The 11,427-nt window shown below is 68.9% G+C and carries 9 protein-coding genes; 5 read left to right on the top strand and 4 right to left on the bottom strand.

Annotated features, from left to right (window positions below; genetic code table 11):
* Nucleotides 1-1,988 (bottom strand): ATP-dependent zinc metalloprotease FtsH (gene ftsH / locus NA4_RS12875; protein ID WP_067469186.1); only part of this gene is annotated, 1,988 nt, incomplete at its 3' end.
* 510 nt (nucleotides 1,989-2,498) lie between these two features.
* On the opposite strand from ftsH, the gene NA4_RS12870 reads away from it, so the two are divergent.
* Nucleotides 2,499-3,443 carry a hypothetical protein gene (locus tag NA4_RS12870; RefSeq protein ID WP_067469183.1) on the top strand — a complete coding sequence of 315 codons (945 nt, stop codon included), beginning with the start codon at nucleotides 2,499-2,501 and terminating at the stop codon, nucleotides 3,441-3,443.
* Here NA4_RS12870 and NA4_RS12865 read toward each other — a convergent pair.
* Nucleotides 3,423-4,256: a DUF1266 domain-containing protein gene (locus NA4_RS12865; protein WP_067469198.1), complete on the bottom strand. Its 834-nt coding sequence runs from the start codon at nucleotides 4,254-4,256 to the stop codon at nucleotides 3,423-3,425. The genes NA4_RS12870 and NA4_RS12865 overlap by 21 nt on opposite strands.
* Before the next feature lie 158 nt (nucleotides 4,257-4,414).
* On the opposite strand from NA4_RS12865, the gene NA4_RS12860 reads away from it, so the two are divergent.
* Nucleotides 4,415-4,678, top strand: a complete 264-nt coding sequence (locus tag NA4_RS12860) for a DUF2277 domain-containing protein (RefSeq protein WP_067469180.1) — start codon at nucleotides 4,415-4,417, stop codon at nucleotides 4,676-4,678.
* 10 nt (nucleotides 4,679-4,688) lie between these two features.
* Here the strand turns inward: NA4_RS12860 and NA4_RS12855 are convergent, their stop codons facing one another.
* Entirely contained in the window at nucleotides 4,689-5,999 is a 1,311-nt protein-coding gene (locus tag NA4_RS12855) for a PucR family transcriptional regulator (RefSeq protein ID WP_067469178.1), read from the bottom strand.
* Between the two features lie 180 nt (nucleotides 6,000-6,179).
* Between NA4_RS12855 and NA4_RS12850 the strand changes: the two genes are divergently transcribed.
* The 3 genes from NA4_RS12850 (at nucleotide 6,180) to NA4_RS12840 (ending at nucleotide 9,958) form a co-directional block, all read left to right on the top strand.
* Nucleotides 6,180-7,805: an aldehyde dehydrogenase family protein gene (locus tag NA4_RS12850; RefSeq protein ID WP_084497040.1), complete on the top strand. Its 1,626-nt coding sequence runs from the start codon at nucleotides 6,180-6,182 to the stop codon at nucleotides 7,803-7,805.
* Nucleotides 7,802-8,635, top strand: a complete 834-nt coding sequence (locus NA4_RS12845) for an SDR family oxidoreductase (RefSeq protein ID WP_067469174.1) — start codon at nucleotides 7,802-7,804, stop codon at nucleotides 8,633-8,635. Before NA4_RS12850 ends, NA4_RS12845 begins: the two co-directional genes overlap by 4 nt.
* 435 nt (nucleotides 8,636-9,070) lie before the next feature.
* Nucleotides 9,071-9,958, top strand: coding sequence for a LysR family transcriptional regulator (locus NA4_RS12840; protein WP_067469171.1), 888 nt, complete (start codon nucleotides 9,071-9,073; stop codon nucleotides 9,956-9,958).
* On the opposite strand, the gene NA4_RS12835 is transcribed toward NA4_RS12840, so the two are convergent.
* Nucleotides 9,948-11,423, bottom strand: a complete 1,476-nt coding sequence (locus tag NA4_RS12835; RefSeq protein ID WP_084497039.1) for an amidase family protein — start codon at nucleotides 11,421-11,423, stop codon at nucleotides 9,948-9,950. The genes NA4_RS12840 and NA4_RS12835 overlap by 11 nt on opposite strands.
* Between the last annotated feature and the right edge of the window lie 4 nt (nucleotides 11,424-11,427).

Genomic DNA, 11,427 nt, shown 5'->3' with positions numbered 1-11,427 from the left:
TCCCGCTGCGCGGACGCCGCCACCGGCTCCACCAACGGCTCCGGCGGCCACGATTCTCCGCGCTCGGCGGCCAGCTCGCCCGGCGTCTTCACCGGCGGCTTGTCCGACGGCACGCGATCGCCGAAATCGTTGAACGCGGTGATCCGCGGGCGCTTGTGCACCGAGGCGAGGATCTGCTCGAGATCCTTGCGGTGCAAGGTCTCCCGCTCCAGCAGCGCGGTGGCCAGATCGTCGAGCACGTCGCGGTACTCGTTGAGGATGGCCCACGCCTCGGTGTGCGCGGCCTCGATGAGGTTGCGCACCTCCTCGTCGATCGCGCCCGCCACTTCGTGCGAGTAGTCCGAGCCCATGCCCATCGAGCGGCCCAGGAACGGATCGCCCTGCTCCTGGCCGTACCGGACCGCACCCAGCCGAGCGCTCATACCGTATTCGGTGACCATCGCGCGAGCGATCTTGGTGGCCTGGTCGATGTCGGAGGACGCGCCGGTGGTCGGCTCGTGGAACACCAGTTCCTCGGCCGCGCGACCGCCCATCGCCATGACCAGGCGGGCGATCATCTCCGAGCGGGTCATCAGGCCCTTGTCGTCCTCGGGCACCGTCATGGCGTGACCACCGGTGCGGCCGCGCGCGAGGATGGTGACCTTGTACACCGGTTCGATGTCCGGCATCGCCCAGGCGGCGAGGGTGTGACCGCCCTCGTGGTAGGCGGTGATCTTCTTCTCGTGCTCGCTGATGATCCGGCTCTTGCGGCGCGGGCCGCCGATCACGCGGTCGACCGATTCCTCCAGCGATTCGCCGGTGATCATCGCGCCGTTCTCGCGGGCGGTGAGCAGCGCCGCCTCGTTGATCACGTTGGCCAGGTCCGCGCCGGACATGCCGACGGTGCGCTTGGCAAGGCCGTCCAGGTCGGCATCCGGCGAGATCGGCTTGCCCTGCGAGTGCACGCGCAGGATGGAGCGGCGACCGGCGAGATCGGGGTTGCTGACCGGGATCTGCCGGTCGAACCGGCCGGGACGCAGCAGAGCGGGGTCGAGGATGTCGGGGCGGTTGGTCGCCGCGATCAGGATGATGCCGGTGCGGTCGCCGAAGCCGTCCATCTCGACCAGCAGCTGGTTGAGGGTCTGCTCGCGCTCGTCGTGACCACCGCCGAGGCCTGCGCCGCGCTGGCGGCCGACCGCGTCGATCTCGTCGACGAAGATGATGCAGGGGCTGTTCTGCTTGGCCTGCTCGAACAGGTCGCGCACCCGGGAGGCGCCGACGCCGACGAACATCTCGACGAAGTCCGAACCGGAGATGGTGAAGAACGGCACGCCCGCCTCGCCCGCGACAGCGCGGGCCAGCAGGGTTTTACCGGTGCCGGGCGGGCCGTAGAGCAGCACGCCCTTGGGGATCTTGGCGCCGAGGGCCTGGTAGCGGACCGGGTTCTGCAGGAAGTCCTTGATCTCGTAGAGCTCTTCGACCGCCTCGTCGGCACCGGCCACGTCGGCGAACGTGGTCTTGGGCATGTCCTTGGACAGCTGCTTGGCCTTCGATTTGCCGAAGCCCATCATGCCGCCGCGCCCGCCGCCCTGCATGCGGGCCATCACGAAGATGAACAGGCCGAGCAGGATCACCATCGGGAGCACGAACAGCAGGATCTGGGTGAACCAGCTCTCCTGCTTGACCACGGTGTTGTAGTTGGCTCCGGAGTTCTTCACGGCCTCGAAGATCTGCGCGGAGGTCTCACTGCCGCCCGGATACTTGGCGATGATCTTGGCCTGACCACCGGTCGCGTCGTTGCCGTTCTTCAGCTCGATGCGCAACTGCTGCTCGCGGTCGTCGATCTGAACGTTCTGAACGTTGCTCTTGTCCTCGAGCTGGCTCAGGGCAACCGATGTATCGACGCTCTTCCAGCCCCGCGTGTCGTTGCCGAAGTAGCTGAACGCATAGATCACGAGCAGGATGCCCGAGACTATGGCCAGGGTGCGAAACACAGTCTTGCGGTTCATAGAGCGTCGGCCGGGGCGGCCAGTCCTTTCCGGTGTCTCCGGTTCTTGCCTAGCGATGCGTCTGGCGTGTCCGGTCCGCGGGGGTTCGGATGCGGACATGCCACGTTACCGCGTACGGTCTACTCGATACATCGCGCAGTGCGGCTGCAGGTGCAGCTAAAGAGGTAAACGGCCGGAGACCGACGGTGGTTCCCGATGTCTCCGGTTCGGCTTCCTCCAAGTGGCAACAATCATGGCATGTTCGGCCTATCGTGAGCGACGACACAACCACGCGGCGCGAGCGACGGGCACGGAGGCGGTAGCTTGCGTAACCACGAAAGGCCCCGGCAGCACCGCCATCGGACGCAGTGCGAGCAACGGGCACGGAGGCAGCAGCTTGCGTAACCACGAAGGGCCCCGGCAGCGCCGCGAAATCAGACAGAGCGGCGCGAACGACAGGTGCGGGGACGACGGCCCACCGCACCGCGAAGGGCCCCAGAAGCGCCGCGTAGCAGACAGAGCGCAGGGGGTATGGACATAGTCGAGTTACGGACACCCACAGCGATTTTGCGTCACGGGCGCGGCAGACTGATCGTTCTGCGGCCCGGATCCGACGGCGAGCGCGTACTGGACGTTCCCGTCTCGGACCTGCTCAAGGTCCGGCTGAACCGGCGCGCCGACGACGCGGTGGTCATCGAGATCTACCTGCGATATCCGACGCCCGTGCTCACCGGCGTGCCCGCGGACCGCACGCCGCTGCCGGTCCTGATCGCCGAGCACGACGTCCCCGCGGCCACCGAGATCGTCGAGCGGATCAACACCCACATCCTGGCCACCCAGCGCATCGACGTGGCCGCGCCCGATCTGCGTCCGCCGACACCCACCTGGGGCCGCAGCGGCCCCGCCCGCGCGGACGTGGACCGGGCGACCGGCCGGATGACGCAACGCCGCGAGGCCAAACCGGCGATAGCGGCTCTGCATCGTTACGTGACGCCTGACGAGTACGTCCTCGAGGCCGCTCTGACAGTCGCGCATCCCCCTGCGGGCACCGGTCTCGGGCTGCTCGCCGCGACGACGGGACGGCTGCTGTTCATCGCCATCGGCGAGCCCCGGTACGCGTATGAGCTGCCCATCCCCGCGGTCATCTGGGCGCGGACCACCGACACTCCCCCGGTCGGCCCCGGCGAGATCGGCCCGGTGCGCGGCACGACGGGCATGGACGTGCACGACGGCAACCGGACGCTGCGCTTCGCCGGCGCCGAGCGCGCCGACACCGAGCGGGTTACCTGCGCGGTGAACTTCGCGGTGCGCCGCGAATCCGCGGACGGCGCCGCCGGCGCCGCGGATCCCGGTGTGTCCCAGCTGTATTCGGAGTGGGAGCTGCTGGTCGAGCGGCACTCCCTCGGCATGGTCGACGACGCGCAGTTCCAGCGCTACGGCCGCGGCATCCTGCGCTCACTCCCCGACGGGAGCTGAGTTCAGCGCGACCCGCCGCCACGGGCTGGTCGGGCGCAGCCACAGCCGCAGCAGCTCCATGCGGCGGTCGACGCCGCCGCTCTTCAGCTCGGCCAGGTCCTCGCAGGCCTGCCAATAGGTCCACCCGGTGAGATAGGCGTCGCCGAACTGGCGCCAGTTGCGGTATTTGCTCTGCGCGATCGGCAGGGCGCGCCCGAGATAGCTCCAGGCCAGGTCGGCATCGAGGTAGCCGGCAGTGTAGGCCATCCTGGCCACCGCGATCACCCTGGCCAGATCCCAGGCGTGGATGTCGCTGGGCAGCGGCCTGGCCAGGTGATCGGTGAAGCCGATCTTGATCGCCTGCGACCAGATGTCGTAGTCGCGGACCAGCGCCTCGGGGTTGTCCATGCCGCGGAACGCGCCGACCTGGCGTAGGAAGGCTCGGTGCCGGTCGGCCCGCTCACCGAAGCGGTCGCGCTCGCTGGCGTTGATCGAGGCCGTCACGAGCGGATGCACCAGGGCGTAGAGCGGGGCGTGCATCCCGTTCAGCAGCTGCTCCATGGAGGCCCGCGCCTCGGTTCCGTCCGTGATGCCCCACGCGCCGGTGAGCGTGTCGATGGCCAGCTCGCGCCGGTCGCCGAGCGGATGCGCGCGTTCCGGCCCGAGCAGCAGCGCGTCGTGGAACGCGTCCCAGCGCGCGGAGTAGAAGGCGCCGAGCGCCAGCGCCCGCAGCTCGTCGTCGGAGATCGCGGCGCCGGACCAATGGTCTTCCTCCCGCTCGTCCAGCTCCGCATACGGAAACGTCGTCAAGGTCGGTACACCGCGCGCAGACATGTCCCGATTCTTCCCCATCCCGCACAGCGCGGGCCGGGTATTCGCGCTTCCGGTGCTCGTCGTCGCGTTCGGCCAGGGAGGCGTCCGTCGAGCGAATCGATCGCCGCACGGTGTCTACTTCCCTGACGCAGGTCGTGATCTGGAGCTAGTGTTCTCGCATGTGTAGAAACATCACCGTCCTGCGTGGTCTGGAACCTGCCGCAACCGAGCAGGAAATCTATGCCGCCGCACTGCAGTACGTGCGCAAGGTCGGTGGCGTGTCCGGCCTGAGCTCGACCACCAAACCGGCCGTCGACAAGGCCGTCGCGGCCATCGCAGCGGCGACCACCACCTTGCTCGCCGAGTTGCCCGACCGCAGGGTCGCGCCGACCACCGAGCCACCGCTACGCCGCATCGCGGCGCGCGAGGCGGCCGGCGAGTAGTCCGGCCGGTTCAGGGCAGGGCGTCGACGCCGTAGATCGCGACGCAGACCAGCGCGATCTCCAGCGGCAGACGCCGCTGTTCGATCGAGAATCCCAGGAGGTGTTCGATCCGCTGCATCCGGTAGCGGACCGTGTTCTTGTGTACGCCGAGCAGTTTCGCCGTGGCCTCCGGGCTGCGGTGGCTGCGCAGGTAGGCGTGCAGTGTTTCGCGTAGACGCGCGGCGTTCGCATCCCTGGCCGCCAGCGGGCCCAGCTCGCGCCGCACCAGCCCGCGCATGGCCGCGTCGTCTGCGCCTGCCAGATAGGCGATTTCCACCGCGCGATACCCGGTCACCCGCCCAGCCGTGGGCGCGCGTTCGGCGACATTCCGCGCGGCGACCGCCTCACGATGACTCTGCCGGAAGCCAGGGATCCCCCCGCCGGGTACCCCGAACGCCACCCGCACCGGAGCCTCGACCTGAGCCGCCATCAGCCGCTCCACTTCACCCGGCACCGCGAGTTCGGCGGCCCGTTCCGGGTCGTCCGATCCCACCCAAGCCCACATCGCGCTGGCGCCGGAGGGGACGGTGAGAACTCGCCCGCTGCCGAGGGCCGCGGCCAGCCGGGCCGCGAACCGGTCCAGCATTCCGGTCGCCTCGCCATCCCCGCCGCCGGACTCCCCGGTGGGCTCATCGGTCCACAGCAGGAACGCCAGATGCTGCTGGGACAGCCGATAACCCAGACGGACCGATGCCTGCTCGACGTCCACCTCGTCGCCGTCGAGCACGGCGCGGACGGTCTCGGCGCGCCGGTTGAGCGCGGCGCGCAGGACTTGCTCGCGCTCTTCCATGTAGGTCTCGGTGAGCAATTCGACCGAGGTGCCCATCCACTTGGTGGCGCGCTCGAACAGCCGCATCAGCACGACGCGCTCGATCTCCGGCGGCGCCTGCCGCTGCTCGATCACTTCGGTCATGTAGTCCAGCACCGCCTCCATGCCCACGTGGTAGACGCGTAGCAGCAACCGCAACTCGAACCCGCGCCTGGCCACGCTGCGCGCGAACGTGTGCGCCTCTTCCGGCAGCGAGAACTCGAAGGTGTCGCTGGTCAGGCGGCTGAGCACGATCCTGGCGTGTGCCCTGGTGCTCGCCGCCAGATCGCGGCGCATATCGCGATCGGCGAGTTCGGGGATGCGCGCGATGATGACGTCGTCGAGCCGGGTGACGATCCGGTCGAGCGTCTCGGCGCGCATCGTCTCGGAGACGTACTCGGCCAGCCAGTCCCGTACCTCGTCCAGGTCGGGGCTGCGCCTGGTCACGGCGCGCGGCGACGGCGGAATGGTCATCGCCAGCTCCTTCCGTTCGGGCGAGATCTCACCCCTATTTGTCTTCCAGGTCCAAAATCACCAGCCAGCGTTGACGAATGAGGCCAAGAAAGTCCCCGCGGATTGTGTCACGATCATAGTTCAGTGGCCTGATTCACAGGCAGACCGCGGTTCAACACAACGTCAGTGGGAGAACAGCTAGTGACCAACACCGAACCAGCGCCGGGCGCGACCGAGAAGGCCACGGCCAGAAAGACGCAGGCGCGCACGAAGACCGCGAAGACCGGCGACACCCCGGCCGTCATCGAGGTGCGCAACCCCGGTACCGGCGAGGTCGTTGGCACGGTGCCGGAGGAGAGCGCGGACGCGGTCGCGGCGAAAGTCCGCGAGCTGCGGCTCTATCAGCCGGAATGGGAGGCGATCGGCCCCGACGGCCGCAAGGCGTGGCTGCTGAAGTTCCAGGACTGGTTGATCGACAACACCGACCGCTTGGGCACGGTGGTGCAGTCGGAGACCGGGAAGCCGCGGGTGGACGCCCTGATCGACCCGGGCTTCGCGACCGATCTGATCGGCTACTACGCACGCCGAGCGGCCAAGTTCCTCGCTGACGACCATCCGTCTCCGCACAGTCCGCTGGCCAGGGTCAAGCGACTGACCACGGTCTACCGGCCCTATCCGGTGGTCGGGGTGATCACGCCGTGGAACTTCCCGCTCGCCATGCCTGTGATGGACGTGTTCCCCGCGCTGGCCGCGGGCGCGGCCGTCATCCTCAAGCCGTCGGAGGTGACTCCGCTTTCGGCGATCGAACTGGCCGAGGGCTGGGCGGAAATCGGCGCCCCGCCGGTCTTCGCGGTGGTCACGGGCACGGGCGCGACCGGGGCCGCCGTGGTCGGCAACGCCGACTACATCCAGTTCACCGGCTCCACCGCGACCGGCCGCAAGATCGCCGCCGCCTGCGCGGAGCGGATGATTCCCTACAGCCTCGAGCTCGGCGGAAAGGACCCGGCCATCGTCTTGGCCGACGCGGACCTCGATCGCGCCGCGCACGGCATCGCCTTCGGCGGCATGTTCAACTCCGGTCAGGTCTGTATCTCGGTGGAACGGGTGTATGTCGAGGCGCCGGTCTACGACGAGTTCGTCGCCAAGCTGACCGCCAACGTCGAGGCGCTGCGCCAGGGCTTGGACGGACGCGACGCGAAATACGACATGGGCGCGCTGGCCAACGAGAACCAGGTAGCCATCGTGCAGCGCCACGTCGACGAAGCTGTCGCGGCGGGCGCGAAGGTGCTGACCGGCGGCAAGCGGGCCGGGTTCGGCACCGCGTTCGAGCCGACCGTGCTCGTCGACGTCGACCACAGCATGTCGTGTGTGACCGAGGAGACCTTCGGCCCGACACTGCCCGTGATGAAGGTGGCGGACGAGGCGGAGGCGATCCGGCTGGCCAACGACTCGGTGTACGGGCTGTCGGCGTCGGTGTGGACGGGCGATAAAGAGCGCGGCGCTCGGATCGCGCGGCAACTCGACGCGGGCGCGGTCAACATCAACGACGTGTTCGCCAATCTGTTCAGCTATGCGCTGCCGATGGGCGGCTGGGGCCTGTCCGGCGTCGGGGCCCGCTGGGGCGGGGCGAACGGTGTGCGCAAGTACTGCCGTCAACAGGCGATCACCATGCCGATCCTGCCGACCCAGCAGAAAGAGCTGTTCTGGTTCCCGTATTCGATGCCGAAGCTCCTTTTCGCGCTCGGCGCCATGCGTGCGGCGGGTGCGCGCGGCCTGCGCCGCCTCGACCTGCCCGCCCTCCTGAGGTTGAAGGGTGACGACAAGTGATCGACGCCAAGCAGATCCGCGGCAAGGTCGTCGTCATCACTGGCGGCGCCCGCGGCATCGGACTGGCCACGGCCACCGCGCTGCAGACCCTCGGCGCGCAGATCGCCATCGGCGACATCGACGAGGCCGCGGTCAAAGAGGCCGGCACGGCGCGCGGGTTCGAGCTCTACGGCAAGCTCGACGTGACCGATCAGCACTCGTTCGAGAGTTTCCTCGACGGCGTCGAGCGCACCCTCGGCCCGATCGATGTGCTGATCAACAACGCGGGGATCATGCCGACCGGCAAGCTGGTGGATGAGCCGGACCAGGTGACCCGCCGCATCCTGGACATCAATGTCTACGGCGTGATCCTCGGTTCCAAGCTCGGCCTGCGCCGGATGCTGCCGCGCGGGCGCGGGCACATCATCAACATCGCCTCGCTGGCGGGCGAGGCGCACATCCCGGGCCTGGCCACCTACAACGCCAGTAAGCACGCCGTATTGGGGTTCACCGACACGTTGCGCGAGGAGTACCGGGGTACCGGCCTGCACTTCTCCTCGGTCCTGCCCACGCTGACCAATACCGAGCTGGGCGCGGGCGTGACGGCGCCGAGCCTGCTGCGTCCGGCCGAGCCGGAGGAGATCGCCGACGCCATCGCCGAGCTGATCGGCGCACCGAAGTCCAAGGTCAGGGTGACCGCGCTGGCCGGGTTCATCGCACAGGTGGTCGGGCTGCTGCCCGAAAAGCTCGGCGACGGCATCGGCCGCGCGCTCGGCTCCGGACGCGCCTTCCTCGACGACGTCGATGCCGACAAGCGCAAAGCGTATGAGGAGCGCGCCCGTCAGGTGTGATCGGCCGCAGCACGCGGCGCCGCCCCCCGGAATCATCCGAGGGCGGCGCCGCGGTGCGTTATTGGCACACCACAAACAGGGGCACCTGGATGGGTGTCACAAACAATGTGTGATGAAAATCACGCGAGCGATCGATTACACCCGCTAGGCGTTCGATAGCGAATGCGTAGCCGATGATTGGCAACCATTCGAGTGTCCGCAATCCGCTATCGGCAGCACCGGAATCTTCCCATCGATGCTGGTCAAACGCCCAACTGCACCCCTTCGATCGGAGACCTCGGTGCATGCCGAGGATTCGCCAACTGCTTAGTGCGGAGCACCATGACAGGCAATATGCTGTCTCTAACAAACCTGCCGACTGTTTCGGCGCCAGTATCCGGACTTTCCGGCCTGATAAGGCTGGAAATTCAGGACCGATTCTGATAGCAAGGGGCTATGGACCCGCATTTGCGCGACCTGCGGTATTTCGTCGCCGTCGCTGAGGAACTGCACTTCACCAATGCCGCTCAGCGGCTGCACATCGCTCAACCCACCCTGTCGCGTCAGATCCGTCAGCTGGAACGCCAGCTCGACGTGGTCTTGTTCGACCGCAACCAGCGCAGTGTCGCCCTGACCGTCGCGGGCAAGGAACTGCTCGAAGGCGCCCGCAAAATCCTCGAGCTGTGGGAAGTCACGAACGTCTCGCTGCAGGAGGCGGGCGAGGTGCTGCGCGTGGGCATTCAGTCCGCGCTCGGCCGCGGCCTGCTCAGCGATCTGGAGAGCGCGAGCGGCCACCGACTAGCACTGCACGCCGCGTCCTGGACCGATCCGTCCAGCGGACTCGCGGGGCGTCAGGCCGACCTCGCCCTGGTCTGGCTTCCGCTCCCCGACCCGAGCCGTTACCGCTGGCAGGTGCTCCGCACCGAGCCGCGCTGGGTGCTGCTTCCGGAGAACCACCCGCTGGCGGTCTCGGAGACCATCGAATTCTCCGACCTGCTGGATGAGCCGTTCGTCGCGCTGCCGACCGAAGCCGGTGCCGTGCGCGACTTCTGGCTCGGCAACGAGGGACGTGGCGGCCGCGCGCCGAAGATCGGCGCCGAGGCCGCGACCCCGGAGGACCGGCTGGAGGCGGTGAGCCTCGGGCTCGGTGTCTGCCTGCTCGCGGAGAACAACGTGCCGATGTACCGCTGGCCCGGCCTCACCGCGCGCCCCGTCGCCGGGCTCGCGCCGTGTGAGCTCGCCGTGGCGTGGCGGGCCGACGACAACCGGCCCACCATTCTGGAGTTCGCCGGCCGCGCCGTCGACGGCGGGTTCGCCGCGCAGCAGTCCCCGGTCAGCGTCTGACCGAGAGCGCGGTGCGCTGCCAAGGGTGACGGTTCTCCAGTTGCGCGGCCAGTCGCAACAGAGTGGATTCACTGCCGGGCGGACCGGCGAGCTGCGCCGCCACAGGCGTCCCCGACAACGGATGCATGCCCATCGGCACAGAGGCGGCAGGCCAGCCGACCAGATTCCACAGCGGGGTGAAGGGGGCGAACCGCGCGCCGGCGAGCAGAGCGGCCGGCCGACTGCGGGAGTGCCAGGCCCCCTCCATAGGTGGCGGGGCGGCGAGCGTGGGAGTGATCACCACGTCGTATCGGTCGAAGAATTCCAGTAGTCGCGCCTCGACCCGGTCGATCTGGGCTGGGCGCGCGAGCCGCAACTGATGCACCGTCCGGCTGAGGGCCAGCTGGCGCCGGATGCGACGCGATAGTCGAGCGGGCTGGGGTAGGGATAGGGCCGGGGCGTCGCGCACACCCGCGGCTAGCCAGCGTAGGAAGACCGCGAATAGAGCGCTGCCGTAGGGCACGGCGGTCGTTTCGACGAGATGGCCTGCCGCCGCGGCGACGGAGGCGGCCTTGCGGGCGGCTGCGGTCCAATGCCGGTCGACGCGTATCAGGTGCGACGGTGGATCCACGGCCAGCCCGATGCGTAGTCGACCAGGTGGGTCCACCTCGGCTAGGTTCGGCCGCGCGGCCAGCACGGCTAGCGCCAATGCCGCGTCCTGCACCGTTGTCGCCAGCACGCCGTTCTCCACCATGCCCGGCCAACCGCCCGCCCCGGCAGCGGTGTAGCACCCGGGCTTGATCCCGAAGACCCCGCAGCAGGCCGCCGCGACGCGCACCGAATCGAGATCGGCACTGCTGTGCGCCAGCGGTACAAGCCCTGCCGCGACCGCCGCACCGGCCGATCCGCCCCCGTGTCGCGCGGTGTTCCAGGGGTTGTGCACGACGCGATCCGAAGCAGCCGGCGGATCCCGACGGTCCGGCTCGTTTCCTGCGACGAGCCCGAAGACCACGGCGCCCGCGCCGCGCAGCCGGGCGGCCACGGGATGCCCGGCATCCGGCTCCCACCGCACGGGCGCGCCCGTGATCGACGCGACCTGTTCGACCGCCACCGGCACACCGGCCAGCGGCAGCACGTCGAGGTCGTCTCGCTCCTCCAGCGCGGCGGCGTCGGCCATGGCCCACTCGGCGCGCAGAACGGGGAGCGCGTTCGATTCCCGCTCCGCCGCACGGATCCAGGTCGCTGCCTCCGCGACCACCCGGCTGGGCAGCAGCGCGCCGTCCCGCACAGCCGCCGCGATCGCCGCGGCGGTGTCGTGCCCAGGATCCGGCTCGGCTTCCCGACCGCGCCCGGACCGCGTGTCCCCGGCGGCGGAGAACAGCTGAGCGACCACCTCGGCGGTCCTGCTCGTGCGAATCGTCGTTCGGGGCGCGGTTGTTCTCGTCGAGATCGAGCCGTCCGCCATCACCGCGGCATCATCAGACATGTGC

Origin of the sequence: Nocardia amamiensis NBRC 102102 (assembly GCF_001612745.1) — a bacterium.
In the GTDB taxonomy this organism is placed as follows: domain Bacteria; phylum Actinomycetota; class Actinomycetes; order Mycobacteriales; family Mycobacteriaceae; genus Nocardia; species Nocardia amamiensis.
This window is presented reverse-complemented; position numbering and strand designations above follow the sequence as displayed.